The sequence below is a fragment of the Erythrobacter sanguineus genome, from assembly GCF_900143235.1.
Classification (GTDB): Bacteria; Pseudomonadota; Alphaproteobacteria; order Sphingomonadales; family Sphingomonadaceae; genus Erythrobacter; species Erythrobacter sanguineus.
On record NZ_FRDF01000013.1, the window covers coordinates 30,343 to 54,396 of the forward strand.

Below are 24,054 nucleotides of genomic sequence, written 5' to 3' on the forward strand. Positions count from 1 at the left end.
TCCCCTCCCCTTACGGGAGGGGAGTATCTCGATCAATGATCCGGCGTGGCCGAAGCCTTGTCGCCTTCCTCGCCGCCGAAGATCGCGACCTCGTTCACCCCGTCGCTGGTCGCCCGCCCGCGATACATGCCGCTGGTGTTGAAGCTGAAGATCGCATGGCCCTCAGGCGTGACAAGGATCACCCCGCCATCGCCGCCGAGCTGCGCCACGTCGGCCATGACCGCATCTGCGATGGTCTGGGCTTCGTCTTTCCAGATGCCAGCCGGGAGTTCATCTGCGATTTCATCGTCAACGATCATCGCCTTGAACTCGCTCGAGGCCCGCAACTGCGCGCAAATCTCATGCGCCACACCGACCCGCAGGAAATACTCGCCCCACCCCGTCGCCGACACAGCACAAGCGCGATTATCCGCATAGGTCCCCGCGCCGATCACCGGAGCATCGCCCACCCGGCCCCAGCGCTTGCCGGTCATCCCGCCGGTCGAGGTGCCCGCCGCAAGATTGCCCTCCATATCGAGCGCCACCGCGCCCACCGTGCCGAATTTGTGATCAACATCCAGCGCGGAGAGCTTGTCTGTCTTCATCCGCTCCAGCGCCCGCTTGCGTGCCTCGGTCGCGAACCATTCGGCCGGGGTCACGGCAAAGCCCTGTTCGGCGGCGAATTCCTCCGCGCCCTTGCCCATCAGCATGACGTGCGGGCTTTGCGTGCGCACCACATCGGCGAGCAGGATCGGGTGCTTCACCGTCTTCACCCCGGCCACGGCCCCGGCGCTCCGATCACGCCCGTCCATGATCGAGGCGTCGAGTTCATTCGTGCCTTCCCAGGTGAACACCGCCCCGCGCCCGGCGTTGAACAGCGGCGAATCCTCCATTGGCAGGATCGCCGCCTTGACCGCATCCATCGCGCTGCCGCCGCGCGCCAGCACCGCGCGCCCGGCATCGAGCGCTTCCTGCAAGGCGGCTTCGTATCCGGCGCGGCGTTCAGGCGTCATCGCATCGCGGTTCAATGTCCCCGCCCCGCCGTGGATCGCAATCGACCATTTGGGGGCTTCGGGCGGCGGCGCTGCGTCCTCGGCCAAGGCAGCGGCGGGCATCAGGGCGAGCGCAATCAGCGTGATGAGGTTCTTCATGGCCGCAGGCATAACGCGCCCCTGCGCCTTTCGCCAGCTTAACAGTGCGGCCCTCGCACGCTAGAGCGCGGCCATGATCCTGCGCCCTGCCACCATCGCCGATGCGCCCGCCCTGTCGCGGCTGGGCGCGGAAAGCTTCACCGCCGCCTTCGGCCACCTTTACCGCGAGGCTGACCTTACCGCCTTTATCGCCGAGGTGCATGATCCCGCCGCCGTGGCCGAGGAAATTGCAGGGAGCGAATGCACCCATCGCCTCGCCGACGAAAACGGCAAACTGGTCGCCTTCTGCAAGCTGCGCCACCCCAGCCACTATGCGCATCATTCAACCGCGCGCGATCCGATCGAGCTGGGCCAGCTTTACGCGCTGCCGGGATACACCGGCGCGGGGCTCGGCGCGCAGCTGATGGACTGGGCGCTGGAACAGGCGCGAACAAGGGGCCACGATGCCGTCCTGCTGTCGGTCTATTCCGAGAATTTCGGCGCGCAGCGTTTTTACCAGCGGTATGGTTTTGCGCATATAGCCGACATCACCTTCCGGGTGGGCGAGCATATCGATCCGGAATTCCTGTATGAACTGCGATTGGGAGAGCGCGCATGACCACCCTTGGCCCCACTTTTGACAGGAACAGCACCACCGATGATGTGCTGACAGGCATCGACCTGACGGGCCGCACGGTGTTCATCACCGGGGCCAATTCCGGGCTGGGGCAGGAAACCGCCCGCGCACTGGCGGCGACGGGCGCGATTGTGATCATGGCCGGACGCGATCAGGGCAAGCTGGATGCGGCGGTGGCCGCGATCCGCGCCGATCTGCCCGATGCCGAGCTTGAAACCATCATCTGCGACCTCGGCAACCTCGCCAGCATTCGCGCCTGCGGGGACGAGGCGCGGGCGCGGTTCGCAAAAATCGACCTGCTGATCAACAATGCCGGGGTGATGGCCTGCCCGCTGCTGCGGACCGCCGATGGCTTCGAAATGCAGTTCGGCACCAATCACCTTGGCCATTTCGCGCTGACCGCCGAACTCATGCCGCTGATCGAAGCGGGTGCGAACACCAAAGGCAGCGGGCGGATCGTCAACCTGTCGAGCCGCGGGCACCAGTTTGCCCCCACCGACTGCAATGATCCCAACTTCACCGAACAGGATTATGACCCGTGGATCAGCTACGGCCAGTCCAAGACCGCGAACATCCTGTTCAGCGTGGGGCTGGAGGCCCGCTACGGGCAGAGAGGCATTCACGCCTATGCGGTGCATCCCGGCGGAATCAACACCAATCTGGGCCGCCATCTGGACGCGGCGATGGTCGCCGAACTGATGGCGCGGGTTACCACCAGCGATGCCGGTTTTGCCTGGAAGACCATCCCCCAGGGCGCGGCCACCAGCTGCTGGGCGGCGACCGCGCCGGAGCTGGAAGGCGCCGGCGGGGTCTATTGCGAGGATTGCCACGTCGCCGCGGTGGACGACCAATCATCGGCAAGCGGGGTGCGCTCCTATGCGCTTGATGCCCAATCTGCCGAACGGCTGTGGACGCTCAGCGAACAGCTGACCGGGGCGCAATACCCCGCCTAGGCGGCGAGAAAATCGCTCAGCAGGCCGAACACATCCTTCGCCTCACGCGTGGGGGTGATCGCCATGAAGACGTGCGGCGCGGCCTCGTATTCGTACAGCTTCGCGTCCACCCCGGCGGCGCGCAGGCGGCCCACGAATGTGCGCGAATCCACGATGAACAGGTCGTGCCGCCCGGTCCAGATGCGGGTCGGGGGCAGCGCGGCCAGTTCCTCTGCCGGAGTATAAAGCGGGCTGACTTCCGCGCTGGCGGGATCGCGCCCGCCTGCGACCATGTCCCCGCAGGCGCGCAAGGTTCCGATCTTGAGCATCAGGTCATGCGGTTCGACCGCCGCAATCGCCGGATCGGCCAGCGTCAGATCGAGCCACGGGGCAAACAGCGCCAGCTTGCCCGGCATCGGGCCACCATTGCGGGCGAGGCGCAAGGCGAGCGCCAGCGCCATGTGGCCGCCCGCGCTATCGCCGTTCAAGATGATCCGGGCCGGATCATGGGCCTCCGCAAGTTCGGCATAGACCGCATCGGCAAGGTGATCCTGCGCGGCGTGCGGCGCTTCGGGCACGACATCATACAGCGGCACGGTGATGCTCACCCCGCAGGTATCGACCATTTCAGCCACCAGCGGCCAATGCACCTTGAACATCGGCTGCACAAACCCGCCACCGTGGAAATAGAGCATGTGCCACGGAGCGGGGCCGGATTGCGGGTGGAGCGTCACCACCTTCTGGCCCTGCACCTCGCGCTCCTCCACCACGAAGCGGCGGCGGAACCGCTCTGGCATGGGGGCGTCGGCGGGCAGCGGGCGGCCCGTCATCCGCCGGTGAAAGCCTTCGGTGTCGTGCGGGAACACCGGCGGGCGCCGTGCGATCAGCCACGTGATCACGCGCATGAACAGGCTGGGCGCCGGGCTGCGCAATTCGGCGGGATTATCGGTCAGCATGGTTTCTCCCCTTGGCCCGCCAGACTGGCGCGGTGCGGCGCCAAGTCAAGCGCGCGGTTGTGATTGCCCAGAAACGCGCAGGCGGTTATAGGCTGGCTCATGTCCAGCATCCGTCCTTGGCGCACGATAGAACGGCGCAAATGTCGTCAGATCATGGTGGGGAATGTCCCCGTTGGCGGTGATGCCCCCATCACCGTGCAGACCATGACCAACACCCCGACAGAGGACGTGACGGCGACGCTCGACCAGATCCGCCGATGCGAGGAAGTGGGCGCGGACATCATCCGCGTGTCCTGCCCGACCGAGGAATCGACCCGCGATTTCAAGAAGATCACTCGCGGCGCGCGCATCCCGATCGTGGCCGACATCCATTTCCACTACAAGCGCGCTCTGGAAGCAGCCGATGCTGGCGCAGCGTGCCTGCGCATCAATCCCGGCAATATCGGTTCCGCCCAGCGCGTTGCCGAAGTGGTGCGCGCCGCCAAGGCCAATGGCTGCGCGATCCGCATCGGGGTGAACGCGGGTTCGCTCGAAAAGGATTTGCTCGAAAAATACGGCGAGCCCTGCCCCGAAGCCCTGATCGAAAGCGCTCTGGATCACATCAAGCTGCTGCAGGACCACGATTTCCACGAATATAAGGTGGCGGTGAAGGCCTCCGACGTGTTTCTTGCGGTCGCGGCCTATCATGGGCTCGCCGAAACGGTCGATTGCCCGCTGCACCTTGGCATCACTGAAGCGGGCGGGCTGATCGGCGGCACGGTGAAGTCGAGCATCGGCATGGGCTCGCTCCTGTGGGCGGGCATTGGCGACACGATCCGCGTCAGCCTGTCGGCGGAACCGGAAGAAGAGATCAAGGTCGGTTACCACATGCTCAAGGCCTTGGGCCTGCGCACCCGCGGCGTGCGGGTGGTGTCATGCCCGTCATGCTCGCGGCAGGGCTTCGATGTGATCCGCACGGTGGAAACGCTGGAAAAGCGGCTCGAACACATCAAGACTCCGATGAGCCTTTCGGTGCTCGGCTGCGTCGTCAACGGCCCCGGCGAAGCGCGCGAGACCGATATCGGCCTGACCGGCGGCGGCAATGGCAAGCACATGGTCTATCTGTCGGGCATGAAAGCCCACGCCATCGATGACGAGGCGATGCTCGATCACATCGTCCGGCTGGTCGAGGAAAAGGCCGCCGCTATCGAAGCGGGGGAGCAGGTCGCCTTCGATCCGCACGCCGCGCCGCAGCAACCCGCCGAAGCTGCCGAGTGATCCGCGCCGCTTTTGCCGGAGGCCAGATGCTGGTTGCGTCGCTGGCGCTGTCCGCCTGCGCGACCACGCCGCCCGCTCCGACCCACCCCGAGGCGAGATCCTATGCCGTCACGGCTGATGCGATGGGCGATGTCGACGCAGCGCTCGCCCGCGCCGCCGCTGGTGGCAAGCGGGTGCTGCTGGTGATGGGGGCAAACTGGTGCCACGATAGCCGCGCGCTGGCCGGATGGCTGGAAACGCCGCGCCTGTCAGCGCTGGTGGCCGAACGGTATGAACTGGTGTTCGTCAATGTCGGCCTGCCGCAGACCGGCGACGGGCATAATCTTGCCATTGCCCAGCGCTTCGGCCTCGCCGATTTTCCCGGCACCCCTGCGCTGCTGGTGCTTACGGCGGAAGGCGCGCTGGTGAACGCCGACACCGCGCAAAGCTGGCGCAATGCCGCCACCCGCAGCGAGGACGCGATTCACACCGAACTGGCCGCGCTGGCAGAGGCACCCCTGCCCGCCGCAGAATAGGCGGGCAGAGCGGTGATCGCAGCCATCCTCCTCGCGCTCGCCCTGGCGATGGACGCTTTTGCGGTGGCGCTGACGCAGGGCGCGCGGTTCCGGCCCGAGGTGGCAGGCGCGCTGGCGATTGCGCTCACCTTCGGGCTGTTTCAGGCGATTATGCCGCTGATCGGCTGGGGCATTGGCGCACTCGCCTTCGAATATATCGAAGCGGTCGATCACTGGATTGCCTTTGCATTGCTGACCGTCCTCGGGGTGCGGATGCTCGGCGGCCATGTCGGCGAGGATGAGGCCTCCCGCGCGCTTACCGGCACGGCGCTGCTGGTGGCAGGGGTTGCAACCAGTATCGATGCGCTCGCCGCGGGGATCACCCTGCCGACCCTGGGTGTCCACCCGCTGACGGCGGCGGCGTTGATCGGCCTCGTCACCTTCGCCTTGAGCCTTGCAGGGGTGGCATTGGGCCGACGCGCGGGCCACCACATGGGCGCATGGGCCGAACGTGCGGGCGGCGTGATCCTGATCGGGCTGGGCTGCAAGATCCTCGCCGAACATACGGGCTGGCTGTGAGCCTGTCCTACAGCGCGTGAAGCTGGCATGACCCGCACATGATCGCGATCCCGCCTCCTCACCCCGATACTTGCAACCGCAGCCGTGGGCGGCCCGTATTTCTGGTTCCTGGACAGTGTCACATGTGTCTCCAACAGACAGGAACGGAAGCCCTAAGCTGAATGCTCCACGTCGTTCACCACGCCGACTATATGGCTCCCCGGCCTGATCGGGGGACGTTCCGATTCGACAAGTACCACCTCGTGATGGAGGAACTGCGCGCCAGCGGAGCGGCGATGACCGAACACGCGCCCGAGCCGATGCCCCGCGAATGGCTGGAGGCTGTCCATTGCCCCGACTATGTCGATGCCGTGTTCCGCGCCGCAGTCCCGCGCGACAAGGAACGGCGCATCGGCTTTCCGGTAACACCTGCGATCACGTCCCGCGTGCGCCACACCAATGGCGGGACATGGCTGGCGGCGCGGCTCGCCATGCGCCACGGTTATGCCGCCAACTCCGCCGCTGGCAGCCACCATGCGCTGCATGATACGGGCGCAGGCTATTGCGTGTTCAACGATCTCGCGGTCGCGGCCAACCGGTTGATCGCGACCGGCGATGCGCGGCGCATCCTGATCGTCGACCTCGACGTGCATCAGGGCGATGGCACCGCCAGCCTCACCGCCGGGCGCGAGGACATCTTCACCCTTTCGCTCCATGCTGAGAAGAACTTCCCGGTGCGCAAGGCCCGTTCCAGCCGCGATGTCGGCCTGCCAGACGGGGTGGATGATGATGGCTACATGGCGGCGCTGACCCGCCACCTGCCCGAAGTCTTCGCCGATTTCGCGCCCGATTTCGTGCTCTATCAGGCCGGTGTCGACCCCCACCACCGCGACAAGCTGGGGCGGCTGGCGCTGACCGATGCCGGGCTGGAACTGCGCGACCGCTTCGTGGTTGCCGAAGCCCGCCGCCGGGGCCTTGCCATCGCTTCGGCGCTGGGCGGGGGATATGGCGACGATGCCCGCGAAGTCGCCGCGCGCCACGCGGCCTCGATGCTGGCGATGGCCGACGAAAATGCACGGGCGGCATGGCCGACATGATGTTACAGCAGATGCAAAGCGCCGCCCGGAGAACAACAGATGGCCGATGATGAAACCGATTATCTGATCATCGGCGCGGGCGCGGTGGGCCTTGCCTTTGCCGATGCGCTGATCGACGAAGATCCTGATTGCCACATCACCTTTGTCGACAAGCACGCCCGGCCCGGCGGGCACTGGAACGATGCCTATCCCTTCGTCGCGCTGCATCAGCCATCGGCCTTTTACGGCGTCAATTCGATGGCCTTCCCCAGCGAACAGATCGACCCGCATGGCCCCAACAAGGGGCTGTACGCGCTGGCCAGCGGGGCCGAAGTCACCGCCTATTTCGAACGGGTGATGAACCACCGCCTGCTGCCCAGCGGCCGGGTGGCGTATCACCGGCTCAGCGAATTCAGGGGCCGTGACGAAGGCGGCACCGCGCGTATCATCGGTGTGTTGTCGGGCGCGGAACACAGCATCGCCGTGCGCCGCAAGCTGGTGGATGCGACCTTCTACCAGACTTCGGTGCCAGCAACCCATACCCGCGCCTTTGCCGTTGCGGGCGGCGTGCGGGTGACAGCGCCCGGCGCGCTGCCCGATCTGTGGAAGGATCCGTCCCGCATCCCATCGAATTTCGTCATCCTCGGCGGGGGCAAGACCGCGATGGATACCGGCGTGTGGCTGATCGAGGCGGGGGTCGATCCCGCTAGGATCCATTGGGTGCGGCCACGCGACAGCTGGCTCAACAACCGCAAATATGTCCAGCCGGGGGAGGATTTCCTCGGCGCTACGGTCGAAAGCCAGATCGCGCATCTCAATGCCTTTGCACAGGCCAGCGACGGACATGATGTGTTCGAAGCACTCGAACGCGGCGGCTACATGCTGCGGCTCGATCCCGATGTGCGGCCTGACATGTATCACTATGCGGTGATCTCCGAAGGCGAGATCGCCTTGCTGCGGCGGATCACGCAGGTCATCCGCACCGGCCGGGTGACCGCGATCGAACCGGGGAAACTGCTGTTCGGTGATGTCGCGCACGCCGTTCCCACCGACGCGCTGTTCATCGATTGCACCGCCCGCGCGGTGCCCTTCAGCGCGATGGAAAACAGCGGCCCGCAATTTCGCGGCGACACGATCGTGCTGCAACCCGTCAATGTGCCGTTGGTGACGCTCAGCGCCGCGATCACCGCGTTCCTCGAAGCACATTATCCGGATGATGCGACGAAGAATCAGCTCGCCCGCGCCGGGCCGCTGACCGACACGCCGGAAACCTTCCCCTATGCCTTCATGATGAACATGATGAACCGCGGCACATGGTCGCAGACGCCGGAGATTGCCGCGTGGCTGGCGCAATCGCGGCTCGATCCGACCGCGCCGACAATTGCCCGGATGATGGCGGCCGGCGATCCGCGTTTGGCGGTGCTGGCCGGGTTCCGGGCGGCGGTGACGGACGCGATGCCGGCGGTGATCCGGCTTGGCATGGCGGCCAAGGCCATTCACGAAACGCCCCGCCAAAATGACCAGCCAGCAGCGATGAAGTGACGCCGATATGGGACAAAACGTCATTTTCCGTTACCGGGAACGCAACCGGCGCACTATAGGTTATTCTGCAATGAAGCGGCGCGACCTTCTCAGGAACACTCTGATTGCCGGGGCGGCACTGGCTGTTCCTGCGCGCCTGCTTGCCAGCACGGTCCCCGCAGCGCCGCTTGCAGGCTCCCCACGTGACCGGGTGCTGTTTGCGCTGGCCAAGCGCGAGCTTGACCGGGCAGGCGATGCGATCTGGAAACGCGATATCGTAGGCATCGCCGATTTCGGCCTGCATTCGGCCAAGCCGCGGTTCCACTTCGTCAATCTCGACCGGGGCACGGTGCAGTCCCATTATGTCAGCCACGGCACAGGGTCAGACCGCCAGCATGATGGCTGGCTCAAGCAGTTCTCCAACACCGAAGGTTCCAACGCGACCAGCCGCGGGGCCTATGTGACATGGGAATGGTACAAGGGCCGCTATGGCACCTCGGTGCGGCTAGGCGGGCTGGACGAGAGCAACAATGCCGCGCTGCGCCGCTACATCGTGATGCACCGCGCCGATTATGCGGAAGCCTCGCATATTGATCGCTGGGGCAGGCTCGGGCGCTCCAATGGCTGCTTCGCGATGGGCGAGGACCAGTTCCGGATCGCGCTGATGCACCTTTCGGGCGGGCGGTTGCTGTTTGCGGATTCGCTGGGGCTGGAGGAAGACGGTTCCATCCAGCCGGTGCCCGAACTGGCGATGATCGAACGCCAGCCGCTTGATCTGTCACCGCGCCCGGCGACCAGCGCGTTCTGAGGCGTCAGCCGTCCTGCAGATCGTCCTCGATCACGATCACCTCGTCGTCGATCACGTTGCTGCGATTGCGCACCCGCGGCTTGTCGAGGCTGGCCAGCACCGGCGCGTCGCGATTGTAGATGTCCTTGAAGGTCGCCATCTCGCCGTTGATGTCGGAGGCCATGGTGAAATAGGTGATGTAGGCCGGAAACTGCTTTTTCAGCATCACCTTGGTGTACTTGCCCGAGCTCGAGATCGCCACCGCCTCGTCCTTGCTCGCGCCCTTGCCGAGGATCGCCATGGTGATCGCAAGTTCCAGCGCCCGTTCGGTGCGGATGCAGCCGTGGGACAGCGCACGGCTGTCATTGGCGAAGAGGTGGCGCGAGGGCGTGTCGTGGAAGAAGATGGCGTGCGGGTTGGGCATCTCCAGCTTCATCTGCCCCAGCGAATTGCCCGGCCCGGGCTGCTGGACCACGCTGATATAGCCATTGACACCCTTGGTGCCGACATAGCCGTTGCGCTTGGCCCATGCGGGGTTGGCGAGCACCTTGGCGCCCAGCCCTTCGCCCTTGACGATCGACTGCGGCACCGTCCATGTCGGGTTGAACACCACGCCTTCGACCATCTCGGCCAATTGCGGGGTGGCTGTGCGGCCCGGCTTGCCCACGACTGTGCGATAGGTGCTGATGATGCGGTCCTTGACCGTCAGGCGCAGCTGGAACTCGGGCACGTTGGTGATGAGGTATTGCGGCCCGAGATCGCGCGCCAGCCAGCGCCAGCGGTCCATGTTGGCGCGGATCAGCTTGCGCTTGGCCGTCTCGCTTTCGGGCGTCTGGGCCAGTTCCTCGCGCAGGCGGGCGTAATCGGGGTGGGTCGGCGCCAGCTTCGCCAGCGTCCCGGCGATGTCGCCCGATGCCAGCGCGTCTGCCAGCACGTTGCCGGTGCGGTAAAGCTCGCGGTCAGGGTCTTCGACGAACCACTGCGTGCGCGCATCCATCGGGGTGCGGCCATCACGCAGGTCCTCGACCAGCCACACGAAGCTCTGCGAGGCGAGCGCATCGAGTTCTTCCGACGGGCCGGAGACGAGCGCGACCTTGAGCGGCGCGAGGTCATAATCAGCCGGATCAAGCCCCTCGGCACCGATCCCCTCGATCACCGCGACGAGCTTGGCAGCATTGGCAAGCGTCCATGGCTGCATCAGCGACGCAGGCTTTTCCATGCCGCCCTGCACCACAGGTTCGGACACCATCCGCGGAAAGGCCGCGTCGAAGTTCTCGCCAGCGGGCGCAACGGGACTCGGATCGGGGGTTGGCGCTGGAGCCGGGGGCGCGGTCGGCAACTCCACCCGCTCGGGCCCGGTCCATTGCTGGCCACCGGGGATCATATCCTCGCGACCGGCCTCGCTCTGGGCAAAGGCCGAGCCTGCCAGCAGCGCCGCCGCCGCGATCCCGCATGCCAATCTGCCCGCAAACTGCGTCATAGTTAAGCTTTCAACCCCGTCGCGCCGCCCTGTGCAACGCCATACCATCCGCGGCTATCATACGCGAGACTTGCGGTTCCTATCAACTATCTTGGCTTGCGTGCGCGTGAACAGGCACGGCACAAGGACACGTGACCTTGCGCGCCCTTGCGCTTATGGGGCTTGCGCCATGCCGCCGCGCACCCATCCGCTCCTGCCGTTTCTTGCCGCCTTTGCCGGGGTCGGTTTCCTGTCGCTGATGGATGCCTTCATGAAAGAGGCCGCGCTGATGATCGGCGCCTATACCGCCACGGTGCTGCGCGCGCTGATCGGGGCCAGCATCATTGCGCCCTTCTGGCTTGCGCGCGGCCCGGCATGGCCATCGCGAAGGGTCATGAAACTGCACCTCGAACGCGGCGTGGTGTCCGCCTTCATGGCGCTCAGCTTCTTCTTCGCGCTCACCCGCCTGCCGCTGGCCGAGGCGATCGCATTGAGCTTCATCGCGCCGCTGCTGGCACTTTACCTCGCCCGCGTGCTGTTGGGAGAAACCATCGCGCGCAAGGCGGTGCTGGCCAGCATTCTGGGTTTTGCGGGGACGCTGGTGATCGTCGGCGGACGGATCGGCGCGGGCGCGTTTGATCGGGACGCCGCCCTCGGCCTTGCCGCGATGCTGTTTTCGGCGGTGCTTTATGCCTATAATTTCATCGTCATCCGCCGGCAATCACAGCTCGCCGGCCCCGTCGAGATCGCGACCTTCCACAGCGGAATCGGCGGCGCGGTGCTGCTGCTTGCCGCGCCGATCCTGTGGCTGCCGCCAAACGGCCATGCCCTGATGCCGCTGGTGGCCGCGGCGGCGCTCACGGTGGCGGGATCAATGGCGATTGCCTGGGCCTATGCCCGCGAGGAAGCACAGGCGCTGGTGCCGATCGAATATTCGGGCTTCGTCTGGGCGAGCGTGCTGGGCTGGCTGTTCTTCCGCGAAAGCGTGACCGTGCCGACGCTGGCTGGCACGATGCTGATTGTCGCCGGGTGCTGGCTGGTCACCCGCCGCGATCCCATGCCTGAAAACCTGCCCGCCTAAGACCATTTCGGCAAGGGCGATGTCCCTTCGCCCCCTTGACCTGACGCGCCTGAAAGCGCAGTGCGCGCCCGAAAACCGCGCCTTTTTTCGGATCGGGGTGCGGGACAGACAAAAGGATGGAAAAACGCCCCATGACCGACATCGGCAAGGATACGCTCGCAACCCGTCAGACCCTCTCGGTGAACGGCAAGGAATATGCCTATTACTCGCTGGCCAAGGCCGCCGAGCAGTTGGGCGATGTTTCGCGCCTGCCAATCTCGATGAAGGTGCTGCTGGAAAACCTGCTGCGCTTTGAAGATGAAGGCTTCACTGTCGGGCGCGAGCATATTCAGGCGATTGTCGATTGGCAGGACAATCCTGTCACGGGTGACGAAATCCAGTACCGCCCGGCGCGCGTGCTGTTGCAGGATTTCACCGGCGTGCCCTGCGTGGTCGATCTGGCCGCGATGCGCGATGCGATCAAGAAACTGGGCGGCGATACCGCCAAGATCAACCCGCTGGTGCCGGTCAACCTGGTGATCGACCATTCCGTGATGGTCGACGAATTCGGCCACCCCAAGGCGATGGAAGCCAATATGGCGCTCGAATATGAGCGCAATGCCGAGCGTTACGACTTCCTGAAGTGGGGTTCCAAGAGCTTCCAGAACTTCTCCGCCGTGCCGCCGGGCACCGGCATCTGCCACCAGGTCAATCTTGAACATATCGCACAGGCCGTGTGGTCATCCGAAGGGCCGGACGGGGTGATGGTCGCCTATCCCGATACCTGCGTCGGCACTGATAGCCACACCACCATGATCAACGGCCTAGGCGTGCTGGGCTGGGGCGTCGGCGGGATCGAGGCGGAGGCCGCAATGCTCGGCCAGCCGGTGTCGATGCTGATCCCCGAAGTCGTCGGCTTCTACCTCGAAGGCGCGATGGCCGAAGGCGTGACCGCCACCGATCTGGTGTTGACCTGCGTGCAGATGCTGCGCGAAGTCGGCGTGGTCGGGCGGTTTGTGGAATTCTACGGGCCGGGCGTCGCCAACCTCACGCTCGCCGACCGCGCCACCATCGCCAACATGGCGCCCGAATATGGCGCGACCTGCGGTTTCTTCGGGATCGACGACAAGACCATCGAATATCTGCGCCTGACCGGCCGCAGCGAAGAGAACATCGCGCTGGTTGAGGCCTATGCCAAGGCGCAAGGCATGTGGTTCGATCCGGCCAATGTGCCGGTCTTCACCAAGACGCTCAGCCTCGACATGGCCGCGGTCGTCCCCAGCCTTGCCGGGCCCAAGCGCCCGCAGGACAAGGTGATCCTGCAAGAGGTGGACGAACTGTTCAACGGCGACCTGTCGAAGGTCTACGGCAAGAGCGGCCCGGCCCGGGTGGCAGTGGACGGCAAGAGCCACGATATCGGCGATGGCGATGTGGTGATCGCGGCCATCACCAGCTGCACCAACACCTCCAACCCCGATGTGCTGATTGCTGCCGGCCTCGTCGCCAAGAAAGCCAACGAAAAGGGCTTGAAGCCAAAACCGTGGGTCAAGACCTCGCTCGCTCCCGGATCACAGGTGGTCACGGACTATCTGGTGAAGTCGGGCCTGCAACATCACCTCGACGCGATCGGCTTCGATCTGGTCGGCTATGGCTGCACCACCTGCATCGGCAATTCCGGCCCGCTCGCCCCGCCGATCAGCGCCGCGATCAACGGCAATGACATCGTTGCTGCTTCGGTTCTGTCGGGCAACCGCAATTTCGAAGGCCGCGTGTCGCCCGATGTGCGCGCCAACTTCCTCGCCTCGCCGCCGCTGGTGGTGGCCTATGCGCTGAAGGGCACCGTCACCGAAGACATCACCACCACCCCGATCGGCCACGATCAGAATGGCAAGCCGGTGATGCTCGCCGATCTGTGGCCGACCAACGCCGAGATCGCGGAAAACCGCGCCGCCAATATCGACCGTTCGATGTTCGTCAGCCGCTATGCCAATGTCTATGACGGGGACGAGCACTGGCAGGCGATCACGGTGGAACCGTCCGACACCTATCAGTGGCGCGCAGGCAGCACCTACGTCGCCAACCCGCCCTATTTTGACGGCATGACCATGACGCCCGCGCCGATCATGGACATCGTCGATGCCAAGCCGCTGGCGATCCTCGGCGATTCGGTCACCACCGACCACATCAGCCCGGCCGGTTCGATCAAGGAAGACAGCCCCGGCGGCAAGTTTCTGATGGCCAACCAGGTCGCCAAGAAGGACTTCAACTCCTACGGCTCGCGCCGCGGCCACCACGAAGTGATGATGCGCGGCACCTTCGCCAATATCCGCATCAAGAACGAGATGGTCCCCGGCGTCGAAGGCGGTTTTTCGACCTATGGCGGTGAGACCATGCCGATCTACGACGCAGCCATGCGCCACAAGGAAGACGGCACGCCGCTGGTGGTGATCGGCGGCAAGGAATATGGCACTGGCAGTAGCCGCGACTGGGCGGCCAAGGGCACGATCCTGCTTGGCGTGCGTATGGTGATCGTCGAAAGCTTTGAACGCATCCACCGCTCCAACCTCGTCGGCATGGGCGTGCTGCCCTTGCAGTTCAAGGATGGCGACACCCGCGAGACGCTCGGCCTGACGGCGGATGACACCTTCTCGATGCGCGGCCTTGCCGATCTGGTGCCGGGTCAGGACATCACCGTGGAAGTCACCCGCGCCGACGGAACGAGCTTCAGCTTCACCGCGCTGTGTCGCATAGATACCGCAAATGAAATGGAATATTACCGCCACGGCGGCATTCTCCATTACGTTTTGCGCAAGCTTGCGGCATAAGCGAGAGGATGAAAGCGTCCCGCGCCGCCCTGTTTGCCGCTTCGGCCCTGCTAGCACTGTCTGCCTGCAGCGGCGGTTCGCGCAAGGATGGCAAGCGGGACGCGCCCTCGGCGCCGCTCGGCTTTGAACTGGCCTTTGCCGGGGCCGGGGCAGGATTGGCCGATGACGCCGCGGCCACCGTGCCGCAGGCCCGCGCGCCCGGCCCGATGATCGACGTGACGCCGGAAGAACTGGCGGCGCGGCTGGCGGCGGGCAACATCCGTCTGATCGACGTGCGCACCGATGAAGAGATCGCCGAGGGCATGATCCCCGGTGCCGAACATATCGCGCTGGATCGCTTTGACCCGCAAGCGTTCGGCCCGGCGGACGGGCGCGAAGTGGTGCTCTACTGCCGCTCGGGCAAGCGTTCGGCGATGGCGGGCGCGAAGCTGGCCGAGGCGACCGGCAAGCCGGTGGAGCATCTGGCCGGCGGCATCCTCGCCTGGGAAGAGGCGGGCCGGCCGCTCGAATAGCGCTGCTGCGTTCCATTCCCCCTGCAACAAAAGGGCGGCTCCCCCCGGAGCCGCCCTTTCTGTTTACCGCACAAGTGTGCTGCGCCGCGCGCTTACGCGTCCTGTGACGGGCGCAGCTTGCGCCTTCTCAGGATTGCTGCGGCGGCCAGCCCGAACAGCACCATCATCGGCGGGGCCGGCACTTCGGTGCCGCCGCTGGTGCTGCTGCTCGACGACGAACTGCTGCTGCCGCTCGACGAGGACGAGGAACCGCTGCTGCTGCTCGATGAGCTGCCCGACGAGCCACTGCTGCCGGTCGAGGTGCCTGTCGAGGACGAGCTGCTCGATGAGGACGAAGACGAAGACGAGCTGCTGGTGCTGCTGGTCATGTCGCCGGACGTACTGCCGCCGCTGGTCGCACCGCCCGAGGATGAGGATGAACTGCTGCTTGAGGAGGAGGAGGACGACGACGAGGAACTGCCGCCCGAACCGCCCGATGTGGTGGTGGTGCCGGGATGGCCACTCGTGCCGCCGCTGGTGGTGCTGCCACCCGAGGAGCTCGACGAAGACGACGAACTGGAGCTGGAAGAGGAACTGGACGAGCCGCCGCTGCTGGACGAACCACCGCTGCTGCTCGACCCACCCGAACTGCCCGAACTGCCATCACCCCCGCCCGAGGAACTGGACGAGGACGAGGACGAAGACGAGCTCGAAGAGGAAGATGATGACGAAGAGCCAGAACTCGACACAGCGCCGGTCGAAGAACTCACATTGCCCGAGCTGCTCGAGACGTCACCCGAGGAACTCGAAACGTTCCCCGATGAACTCGATACGTTGCCCGAGGAACTCGATACGTTGCCGGAGCTGCTCGACACATTGCCGGAGGAACTCGACACGTTCCCCGAGCTGCTGGAAACATTGCCGGATGAACTCGAAACTTCGCCGGTGCTCGACGATACCGACCCGGTCGAGCTCGAGACATTGCCCGAAGTCGTCGAACTGGTGCTCGAAACCGCCCCGGTGCTGCTCGAAACCCCGCCGGTGGACGTCGACGTCGAAACCTGGCCGGTCGAGGAACTGATCTGGCCCGAGGACGAGGTGGTCGACGTGGAATTGTCGATGTTGATATCGATCACGATCCCGCTGCTGCCGGACGTGGTGCCGCCCGAAGTCGAGCTGACATCGCCCGAGGAAGATCCCCCCGAAGTCGAGCCGCCCGAAGTCGAGCCGCCCGAAGTCGAGGTGGTGGTCGAGACCGACACATCGCCCGAAGACGAGCCGCCCCCGCCGCCAAAGAAGCCGCCGCCGAAGAACCCACCGCCGAAACCGCCGCCAAAGCCCAGCCCGCCGCCGATGATCGGCGCAGCCCCGAAGCCGCCGCCGCCCTGAATCGGGGGGAGCGGGGGCAGCGGCGCGGGCATGTAGGCCACCTGCGCGATCGGCGGGCATTCATTGGGGTCGAAATAGGCCTGCACCGCGCCCGCAGGCATGCTCGGCGCGCCGCCCGGAGCTACCGGCTGGCATTCGATCGTACGCTCGACAATCCGGCGGCGACGCTGCTCGGGCAACGGCACCACACGCTCGCGCGACTTGATATAGCGCGCGCCGCTGTCCGGATCGACCGCGATCAGCTTCCCGTCGATATTGGTGGAGTAATCGGGTGCGTCGGTGTTCATCGGCTCGGCCACGCGCACCGCACCGCCCTGCAACAACGCCACGCCCGCTGCTGCGGCGGAAAGCTTCGCGATGGCCATCTTGAGCGACATAGACGGTAACCTTGTTTGCCTGTGGTGGCTGGCCGCGGACTGCCCGCAACTTCACCTGATCCAGCCTCCATCTGATGGGATAAAGTCCTGCAGGGCAATCGGCTTAACCATCGGCAAGGCCGCCAGAGCGCGCAAATCTGGCCGGAATCGCGAGATTTGAGAGGCGCTGTCCCGATCTGGCACCGAAAACAGGGGTCGCGTTAGCCACAAGGTTAACACCGGCGCGCAGACTCAATCTTCGAACAGCCCGGACTGGCTCGGGGGTGATTCTCTGGGCGGGCTCAGCTCCAGATGCGCCCATCCCGCATCATTCAGCATCCGCCCGCGCGCGGTGCGGGCGATCAGGCCGAGCTGGATCAGATAGGGCTCGACCACGTCCTCTACCGTGTCGCGCGGTTCAGCCAGCCCCGCCGCCAGCGTCTCGATCCCCACCGGCCCGCCTTTGTAGGTGGTGGCGATCATGGTGAGATAGCGGCGATCCATCGCGTCGAGGCCCAGCCGGTCGATCTCCAGCCGGGTCAGCGCCTCGTCCGCCACATGGCGGGTGACGCTGGCGGCACCGGCGACATCGGCAAAGTCGCGCACGCGGCGCAGCAGCCGTCCGGCCACGCGGGGCGTGCCGCGCGACCGGCGGGCGATTTCGTGCGCGCCATCGGGCTGGATCGCGAGGCCGAGCAGCCCGGCGGCGCGAGTGACGACGCGTTCCAGCTCGTCATGGCTGTAGAAATTGAGGCGGACCGGGATGCCGAACCGATCACGCAGCGGCGTGGTCAGCAGCCCCTGCCGGGTGGTCGCGCCGATCAGGGTGAAGGGCGGCAGGTCGATCCGCACGCTGCGGGCGCTCGGCCCCTCGCCAATGATCAGATCGAGCGCGCGGTCCTCCATCGCCGGATAAAGCACCTCCTCGACAACCGGGGAAAGGCGGTGAATCTCGTCGATGAACAGCACGTCATGCGGTTCGAGATTGGTGAGCAGCGCGGCAAGATCGCCCGCCTTGGCGATGACGGGGCCAGAGGTGGCGCGGAAACCGACGCCAAGCTCGCCTGCAATGATCTGCGCCAGCGTGGTCTTGCCAAGGCCGGGGGGACCGAAGAACAGCGTATGATCCATCGCTTCGCCGCGCGCGCGCGCGGCGGCGATGAAGACGGCAAGGTTCCCCTTGGCGGCTTCCTGCCCGACGAATTCGGCAAGACGGCGCGGACGCAGGGCTGCGTCCGGGTCGCCGGGTTGGCGGGACGGGGTATGGAGGGGGTCAGGGGTGGTCATGATGGTTCTTCATCATCCGGAAAAATGCACGTCTTCGCAGCGCCCGGCCCCGCTGCAAACCGGCCACCTTTTGCCTCGCAGTCTTCCTGCCCTGCAAACTTGATCGCGCATGTCATGCCCAGCACCGCAATCAGCATCAGTATCCCGCCAAGCACCGGCAGCAGCCACGCCGGGTAGGACTTGTCAAATGGCGGCGGGAGGGGATCACGGCGCGGCTGCCCCATCAAAACGGGTTCACCGTAAAGCCGTTGCTCTGCAACAGCGCGTGGGCCGTCATGGCGGACAGCGCCATTTCCACGCCGGGAATCAGATCATCGGGCGCGATACCGTAAGCCGCCGCGCTCTGGCCGCACAGGATGAGGCGCACGTCCTCGGCCAGCAGCGCCTCCACCAGCTTGGCAGAGGGGTTGTCACCCTGCCGCGAAAGCGGGTTGGCGGCGTGGGCTTTATCGGTCAGCAGTTCGAGCGCGGCCTTGCCGTGGACCACCACCACCAGCCGGATGTTCTCCTGCGGCACGCCGTGGGCGACATGCATGTTGAGGAACCGCGCGACGCTGTCGAAGCCGCGATTGGTGCTGCCTTCCGCAGCCGGGGTCGAGACATCGAAGGCGATGGCAAAGGTGCTATCGGCGGGCAGTTGCTCCACCCCCGGCACCGGAGCGTGCGCGCCGAACTCCTCCAGCACCGGGCCGGATTTGAACGCGCTCATATCCTGCGCGGCCAGCGGGGTGGCGGCGAGCGCAAAGGCCCCGGCAAAGGTGAGTGTCATTGCAATACGCATCAGATTTCCTCCTGTCCTGCCCAGATCCTAACCCGCCGCCTTCTTCAGCGCCACTCGGATCAGGTCGCCCTCGCTCGCGCCTTCGCCCAGTTCGGCCTGTGCGCGGGCGACGGCCTGCGCGGCGACGGCGGGCTTGAAGCCGAGGTTTTCGAGCGCGCTCACCGCATCGGCGCTGGCGAGGGCGACTGGCGCGGCCGGGCCGCCTCCGAAAGCGCCATTGCCTCCCGGCCCGCCGCCCGGCATCGTGCCCGCCTTGTCCTTCAACTCGTTCACGATCCGGCCCGCCAGCTTCGGCCCGACGCCATTGGCCCGCGCCACCATTGCCGCATCGACCCGCCCGCAGGCATCGCGCAACTCGCCGGTCGACAGGGCCGAGAGGATCGCGAGGGCAACCTTGCTGCCCACGCCCTGCACCGCTGTCAGCAGCCGGAACCAGTCGCGTTCGGCCCCTTCGGCAAACCCCAGCAGGCGCATGTCGTTCTCGCTCACCTGCAATTCGGTGTGGATGGTGCAGGCCTCGCCCACCTCGCCCAGCGCCGCCAACGTCCGGCGCGAGGCATGGACGAGGTAACCCACCCCGCCCACGTCGATAATGGCCCAGTCTTCGCCCGTGGCATCCAGCCTGCCGGATAGCTTTGCAATCATGAGTTCCAGCCCGCGCTACCGCTTTGCACCTTGAGCGCGGCAGTCTTGCCCCATCGCGGCCGCGAACGCCAGTGCGGCTCTGCGCCCTGTCCGCAACTGGCTGGCGGGCGTGTTGGAGACACATGAGACACTGTTCAGGGAGGAAAAGCCGGCCCCGGCCACGCGGCTTGCAAAACGGGCGGACGGGGGCAGCGTGCATCGCGGATCATGCCGCCGGTTTTACCCGGGTCGGATCAAGTAGGAAATCCACGCCTGCTCGACACGCGGCGCTTTTGCGGTAAGGGAAACGGCATGAGCTGGAACACCTTCGGGCGCGTGCTGCGCTTTACCACTTGGGGCGAAAGTCATGGACCTGCGCTGGGCGCGGTGGTGGATGGCTGCCCGCCGGGGCTGACGATCAGCGAGGAGTATATCCAGCCCTTCATGGATGCGAGGAAGCCCGGCACCAGCCGTTTCACCACCCAGCGGCGCGAGGATGATCTGGTGCGGATCCTGTCGGGCACCTTCGAGGGCAAGACCACCGGCACGCCGATTTCGCTGATGATCGAGAACACCGATCAGCGGTCGAAAGATTACTCCGACATCGCCCAACAATACCGCCCCGGCCATGCCGATTACGCCTATGACGCCAAATACGGCATCCGCGACTATCGCGGCGGCGGGCGATCTTCCGCGCGCGAGACGGCGGCGCGGGTGGCGGCGGGCGCGGTGGCGCGCTTGGTGATCCCGGAAGTCAGCATCGTGGCTTATGTGTGCGAATTGGGCGGCGACCGGATTGATCCCGCGCGGATTAACCATGCCGAAATCGCGAACAACCCGTTCTTCTGCCCCGACCCCGACGCCGCCAGGCGGTGGGAGGCCAAGGTCGATGCGGCGCGCAAGGCCGGATCGTCACTCGGCGCTATCGTCGAATGCGTTGCCACCGGCGTCCCCGCAGGCTGGGGCGCGCCGATCTATGCCAAGCTCGACAGCGATCTGGCGGCGGCAATGATGACGATCAACGCGGTCAAGGGCGTGGAAATCGGCGACGGCTTCGAAGCCGCGCGCCTGACCGGCGAACAGAACGCCGACCGGATGCGGCCCGGACCCGATGGCTTGCCAATCTACGCCAGCAACCACGCGGGCGGGACGGCAGGCGGCATTTCGACCGGGCAGCCGGTGGTGTGCCGCGTCGCGTTCAAGCCGACGAGTTCGATCCTCACCCCGGTGGAATCAATCAATTCGGCAGGCCAGGCGGTGGAGGTGGTCACCAAGGGCCGCCACGACCCCTGCGTCGGCATTCGCGGCACGCCCGTGGTCGAAGCAATGATGGCGCTGGTGCTGGCCGATCACAAACTGCTGCACCGCGCGCAAGTGGGGTAGCGGCAGGGCAGCTTTCGCGATGATGCGGATAAAAGCTGCCGTTCGGCTAGCGACCCCGGAACGGACTTTACCGTCATCCCAGCGAAAGCTGGGATCGCTCTCGCCCTCGTGCTAGCTCACGGCAATCGGCGGCAGGGTCTACATCATGACCAACAAACGCGGCGGCGTGCTGTATATCGGCGTCACCGCCGATCTGCCCGCGCGGATCATGCAACACAAGCAAAGCAAAGGCTCTGCCTTCTGCCGTCGTTATGGCCTTGACCGACTGGTCTGCGCGGAGCCTCATGCCGAGACCGCCGCCGCCATCGCCCGAGAAAAGGCGATGAAGGCATGGAAGCGCGCATGGAAGATCGAGCAGATTGAAAAGAGCAACCCTGAATGGGGTGACCTTTTCGAGCAGATCAACTGACCGCCAGCGATCCCAGCTTTCGCTGGGATGACGGCGAAACAAGGTGTCTGCTTCCCACCCACTTGCGGCCATAGCGAAATCAGTCGCCAGCGCCCAAAAGCAGACGCAGCCCGGCACACCCCTGAACACCAAATCCGATCGGTTCCCGTTCCCACGATTGAAAAAACCGATCTTCGCAATCGCAACAATCAACTTTTGTGCAGCGCAAAACGCACTAATTGGGCAGCATCAGTCTCAACCCTATCCTCTCAACCCCAACACAAGGACAAACTCCATGGGTATCATCGGTTCAACCCTCACCCCGTTCAAGGCGACCGCGTTTCAGGCGGGCAAGGATTTCTTCGACGTCACCAGCGAAGATCTCGCCGGCAAGTGGTCGGTGTTCTTCTTCTACCCGGCCGATTTCACCTTCGTGTGCCCGACCGAGCTTGAGGACATGGGCGAAAAGTACGCCACGCTGCAGAGCATGGGCGTTGAAGTCTATGCTGTCTCGACCGACACCCACTTCAGCCACAAGGCCTGGCACGACACTTCGGACAAGATCGGTAAGCTGACCTTCCCGTTCCTGGGTGACCAGAACCACGTGCTGTCGAACCAGTTCGGCGTGCTGCGTGAAGGCGTGGGCCTTGCTGACCGTGCGACCTTCGTGGTCGATCCGGACGGTGTGATCCAGATCATGGAAATCACCTGCGAAGGCGTGGGCCGCAATGCCAACGAACTGACCCGCAAGATCAAGGCCGCGCAATATGTGCGCGCCAACCCCGGTCAGGTCTGCCCGGCAGCGTGGGAAGAAGGCAGCGATACGCTGGCCCCTTCGCTCGATCTCGTCGGCAAGATCTGACGTTACAAGACCGGCCAGCGCGGGGCATCCCCCCTTCCCCCACAGCTTCGCGCTGGCCGTAAAATCCCGGGAGCCACGCAGCCCTCGGGTCGTAGCCGGGACCGGATGCCCCCGCTCTTCCCCCCCCCTTTGAACGGGCGGGAGGCATCCAGTCCCGCGTTACCTGAACCCCGATAATTTCCCATTTCCCGCGCGATCATCCGCGCCCGGAGGACATCATGCTCGACGCCGCCATGCAGGCCCAGCTGAAGCAATATCTCGGCAATCTTCGCGAAGGCGTGGAACTGGTCGCCTCGCTTGGCGAATGCGAGAAATCGCGGCAGACGGCTACGCTGATCGAACAGATCGCTGCGCAGCACGATCTTGTCACCGCCCGGTTTGACGGGACCGATGACCGCAAGCCCAGCTTCGTCATCCGCCGCGCTTCGGACGCCAACAAGTGGGTGCGCTTTGCGGGCCTGCCGATGGGGCATGAATTCACCAGCCTCGTCCTCGCGCTGCTGTGGGCCGGCGGCCATCCGCCCAAGGTTGATGCCGACCTGATCGAACAGGTCCGCGCGCTGGAAGGCGATTTCCATTTCGAGATGTTCTTCTCGCTCAGCTGTCACAACTGCCCCGACGTGGTGCAGGCGCTGACCCTGATGGCGCTGGAAAATCCGCGCATCACCGCGACCCTGATCGAAGGCGGCACGTTTCAGGACGAGGTCGAGCGGCGCGACATCATGGCCGTGCCCGCGACCTTCCTCAACGGCGAACCGTTCTACAACGGCAAGCTGGAACTGGCCGAAATCCTGTCGAAGCTGGATGTGAATGCTGACAAGCGGGCGGCGGAGAAATTGTCCGCCAAAGACGCGTTTGAAGTGCTGGTTGTCGGCGGCGGCCCGGCAGGTGCGGCGGCGGCGGTCTATACCGCGCGCAAGGGCTTCAGCACCGGGATCGCGGCGGAACGGTTCGGCGGGCAGTTGATGGACACGCTGGGCATCGAGAACCTGCCCGGCACGCCCTATACCGAAGGCCCCAAGCTGACCGACAGCCTGAAAAGCCACGTGGGCGAATATGATATCGACCTGATGGATCTGGCCCGCGCGGTCGAACTCAAACCCGCGAAGGAGATCGGCGGCTATCACGAGGTCGTGATGGCCAACGGCGCTTCCTTGCGCGCCCGTTCGCTGGTGCTGTCGACCGGCGCGCGCTGGCGCAATCTCGGCGTGCCGGGCGAGGCCGAGTATCGCAACAAGGGCGTGGCCTATTGCCCGCACTGCGACGGCCCGCTGTTCAAGGGCAAGCGCATCGCGGTGATCGGCGGCGGCAATTCGGGCGTCGAAGCGGCAATCGACTTGGCCAAGATCGTCGGCCACGTCACCCTGATCGAATTCGACGTGAAGCTGCGCGCCGACGAAGTGCTGCAACGCAAGCTGCGTTCCATGCCAAATGTCGAAATCATCACCAACGGCCAGACCACCGAAGTGCTGGGCGATGGCAGCCGCGTGAACGGGCTGGTGGTGAAGAACCGCGCCAATGGCGAGGAACGGCGCATCACGCTCGAAGGCGTGTTCGTGCAGATCGGCCTCGTCCCCAACACCGAATGGCTGCGCGAAACGGGCCTCGAATTGTCGAAGTTCGGCGAAATCGTGATCGACGATCACGGTGCGACCAACCTGCCTGGCATTTATGCCGCAGGCGATTGCACCACCGTGCCGCACAAGCAGATCGTGGTGGCGATGGGCGAAGGGGCCAAGGCTGGCCTCGGCGCCTTCGACTTCCTGATCCGCAACGAGCCGGTCGAGGATATTGCCGAGGCGGCGTAGTTTCGCAGGGCGCG

General features: G+C 65.3%; 24 protein-coding genes. 17 read left to right on the plus strand and 7 right to left on the minus strand.

Going from position 1 to position 24,054, the window contains the following annotated elements:
* Window positions 1–32: 32 nt before the first annotated feature.
* Entirely contained in the window at window positions 33–1,130 is a 1,098-nt protein-coding gene (locus BUA05_RS11200) for an isoaspartyl peptidase/L-asparaginase family protein (protein ID WP_084662640.1), read from the minus strand.
* 73 nt (window positions 1,131–1,203) lie between these two features.
* On the opposite strand from BUA05_RS11200, the gene BUA05_RS11205 reads away from it, so the two are divergent.
* Both BUA05_RS11205 and BUA05_RS11210 read left to right on the plus strand, forming a co-directional pair.
* Window positions 1,204–1,728 carry a GNAT family N-acetyltransferase gene (locus tag BUA05_RS11205; RefSeq protein WP_072675105.1) on the plus strand — a complete coding sequence of 175 codons (525 nt, stop codon included), beginning with the start codon at window positions 1,204–1,206 and terminating at the stop codon, window positions 1,726–1,728.
* Window positions 1,725–2,699: an SDR family NAD(P)-dependent oxidoreductase gene (locus BUA05_RS11210; RefSeq protein ID WP_072675106.1), complete on the plus strand. Its 975-nt coding sequence runs from the start codon at window positions 1,725–1,727 to the stop codon at window positions 2,697–2,699. The genes BUA05_RS11205 and BUA05_RS11210 overlap by 4 nt, the downstream gene beginning before the upstream one ends.
* Here BUA05_RS11210 and BUA05_RS11215 read toward each other — a convergent pair.
* Entirely contained in the window at window positions 2,696–3,634 is a 939-nt protein-coding gene (locus BUA05_RS11215) for an alpha/beta hydrolase (RefSeq protein WP_072675107.1), read from the minus strand. The two genes, BUA05_RS11210 and BUA05_RS11215, sit on opposite strands and share 4 nt — an antisense overlap.
* Before the next feature lie 99 nt (window positions 3,635–3,733).
* Between BUA05_RS11215 and ispG the strand changes: the two genes are divergently transcribed.
* The 6 genes from ispG (at window position 3,734) to BUA05_RS11245 (ending at window position 9,348) form a co-directional block, all read left to right on the plus strand.
* Window positions 3,734–4,891, plus strand: coding sequence for a flavodoxin-dependent (E)-4-hydroxy-3-methylbut-2-enyl-diphosphate synthase (gene ispG / locus BUA05_RS11220; protein ID WP_072675108.1), 1,158 nt, complete (start codon window positions 3,734–3,736; stop codon window positions 4,889–4,891).
* On the plus strand, window positions 4,888–5,406 hold the full coding sequence (locus BUA05_RS11225; protein WP_245790177.1) for a thioredoxin family protein: 519 nt from the start codon (window positions 4,888–4,890) through the stop codon (window positions 5,404–5,406). Before ispG ends, BUA05_RS11225 begins: the two co-directional genes overlap by 4 nt.
* 12 nt (window positions 5,407–5,418) lie before the next feature.
* The gene (locus BUA05_RS11230) at window positions 5,419–5,964 is read left to right on the plus strand and encodes a manganese efflux pump MntP (protein WP_211277626.1); all 546 of its coding nucleotides are present in this window, start codon (window positions 5,419–5,421) and stop codon (window positions 5,962–5,964) included.
* Between the two features lie 161 nt (window positions 5,965–6,125).
* The gene (locus BUA05_RS11235) at window positions 6,126–7,040 is read left to right on the plus strand and encodes a histone deacetylase family protein (protein WP_245790178.1); all 915 of its coding nucleotides are present in this window, start codon (window positions 6,126–6,128) and stop codon (window positions 7,038–7,040) included.
* Window positions 7,041–7,079: 39 nt separating this feature from the next.
* The gene (locus tag BUA05_RS11240) at window positions 7,080–8,561 is read left to right on the plus strand and encodes an NAD(P)-binding protein (RefSeq protein ID WP_072675111.1); all 1,482 of its coding nucleotides are present in this window, start codon (window positions 7,080–7,082) and stop codon (window positions 8,559–8,561) included.
* 70 nt (window positions 8,562–8,631) lie between these two features.
* The gene (locus BUA05_RS11245) at window positions 8,632–9,348 is read left to right on the plus strand and encodes a murein L,D-transpeptidase catalytic domain-containing protein (protein WP_072675112.1); all 717 of its coding nucleotides are present in this window, start codon (window positions 8,632–8,634) and stop codon (window positions 9,346–9,348) included.
* A gap of 4 nt (window positions 9,349–9,352) precedes the next feature.
* Here the strand turns inward: BUA05_RS11245 and BUA05_RS11250 are convergent, their stop codons facing one another.
* Window positions 9,353–10,807, minus strand: a complete 1,455-nt coding sequence (locus tag BUA05_RS11250; RefSeq protein ID WP_072675113.1) for a L,D-transpeptidase family protein — start codon at window positions 10,805–10,807, stop codon at window positions 9,353–9,355.
* 169 nt (window positions 10,808–10,976) lie between these two features.
* Here BUA05_RS11250 and BUA05_RS11255 point away from each other — a divergent pair, with 169 nt between their 5' ends.
* The 5 genes from BUA05_RS11255 to BUA05_RS14810 all read left to right on the plus strand — a co-directional run bounded on the left by BUA05_RS11255 (window position 10,977) and on the right by BUA05_RS14810 (window position 17,088).
* Entirely contained in the window at window positions 10,977–11,867 is an 891-nt protein-coding gene (locus tag BUA05_RS11255; protein ID WP_072675114.1) for a DMT family transporter, read from the plus strand.
* 131 nt (window positions 11,868–11,998) lie between these two features.
* Window positions 11,999–14,671: an aconitate hydratase AcnA gene (gene acnA, locus BUA05_RS11260; protein WP_072675170.1), complete on the plus strand. Its 2,673-nt coding sequence runs from the start codon at window positions 11,999–12,001 to the stop codon at window positions 14,669–14,671.
* A gap of 8 nt (window positions 14,672–14,679) precedes the next feature.
* Entirely contained in the window at window positions 14,680–15,183 is a 504-nt protein-coding gene (locus BUA05_RS14390) for a rhodanese-like domain-containing protein (RefSeq protein WP_084662629.1), read from the plus strand.
* Window positions 15,184–15,300: 117 nt separating this feature from the next.
* Window positions 15,301–16,551: a hypothetical protein gene (locus tag BUA05_RS14950; RefSeq protein WP_245790179.1), complete on the plus strand. Its 1,251-nt coding sequence runs from the start codon at window positions 15,301–15,303 to the stop codon at window positions 16,549–16,551.
* Window positions 16,552–16,830: 279 nt separating this feature from the next.
* Entirely contained in the window at window positions 16,831–17,088 is a 258-nt protein-coding gene (locus tag BUA05_RS14810) for a hypothetical protein (RefSeq protein ID WP_143736640.1), read from the plus strand.
* Between the two features lie 71 nt (window positions 17,089–17,159).
* Here the strand turns inward: BUA05_RS14810 and ruvB are convergent, their stop codons facing one another.
* From ruvB to ruvA, 4 genes are read right to left on the minus strand one after another with little or no spacing between them, the layout of a single operon-like run.
* A complete protein-coding gene (gene ruvB, locus BUA05_RS11275; protein WP_072675115.1) occupies window positions 17,160–18,194 on the minus strand; it encodes a Holliday junction branch migration DNA helicase RuvB in 1,035 nt (344 codons plus the stop codon).
* Complete coding sequence (locus tag BUA05_RS11280) at window positions 18,191–18,418, minus strand: hypothetical protein (RefSeq protein WP_072675116.1); 228 nt, start codon at window positions 18,416–18,418, stop codon at window positions 18,191–18,193. Before BUA05_RS11280 ends, ruvB begins: the two co-directional genes overlap by 4 nt.
* Window positions 18,418–18,975, minus strand: coding sequence for a DsrE family protein (locus BUA05_RS11285; protein ID WP_072675117.1), 558 nt, complete (start codon window positions 18,973–18,975; stop codon window positions 18,418–18,420). The genes BUA05_RS11280 and BUA05_RS11285 overlap by 1 nt, the downstream gene beginning before the upstream one ends.
* Window positions 18,976–19,002: 27 nt before the next feature.
* Window positions 19,003–19,620: a Holliday junction branch migration protein RuvA gene (gene ruvA / locus BUA05_RS11290; protein ID WP_072675118.1), complete on the minus strand. Its 618-nt coding sequence runs from the start codon at window positions 19,618–19,620 to the stop codon at window positions 19,003–19,005.
* A 291-nt stretch (window positions 19,621–19,911) separates the two neighbouring features.
* Here ruvA and aroC point away from each other — a divergent pair, with 291 nt between their 5' ends.
* The 4 genes from aroC to ahpF all read left to right on the plus strand — a co-directional run bounded on the left by aroC (window position 19,912) and on the right by ahpF (window position 24,040).
* The gene (gene aroC / locus BUA05_RS11295) at window positions 19,912–20,982 is read left to right on the plus strand and encodes a chorismate synthase (RefSeq protein WP_072675119.1); all 1,071 of its coding nucleotides are present in this window, start codon (window positions 19,912–19,914) and stop codon (window positions 20,980–20,982) included.
* A gap of 145 nt (window positions 20,983–21,127) precedes the next feature.
* The gene (locus BUA05_RS11300) at window positions 21,128–21,391 is read left to right on the plus strand and encodes a GIY-YIG nuclease family protein (RefSeq protein ID WP_072675120.1); all 264 of its coding nucleotides are present in this window, start codon (window positions 21,128–21,130) and stop codon (window positions 21,389–21,391) included.
* Between the two features lie 274 nt (window positions 21,392–21,665).
* The gene (ahpC, locus tag BUA05_RS11305) at window positions 21,666–22,232 is read left to right on the plus strand and encodes an alkyl hydroperoxide reductase subunit C (RefSeq protein ID WP_072675121.1); all 567 of its coding nucleotides are present in this window, start codon (window positions 21,666–21,668) and stop codon (window positions 22,230–22,232) included.
* A gap of 218 nt (window positions 22,233–22,450) precedes the next feature.
* Window positions 22,451–24,040, plus strand: coding sequence for an alkyl hydroperoxide reductase subunit F (gene ahpF, locus BUA05_RS11310; protein WP_072675122.1), 1,590 nt, complete (start codon window positions 22,451–22,453; stop codon window positions 24,038–24,040).
* Window positions 24,041–24,054 lie beyond the last annotated feature (14 nt).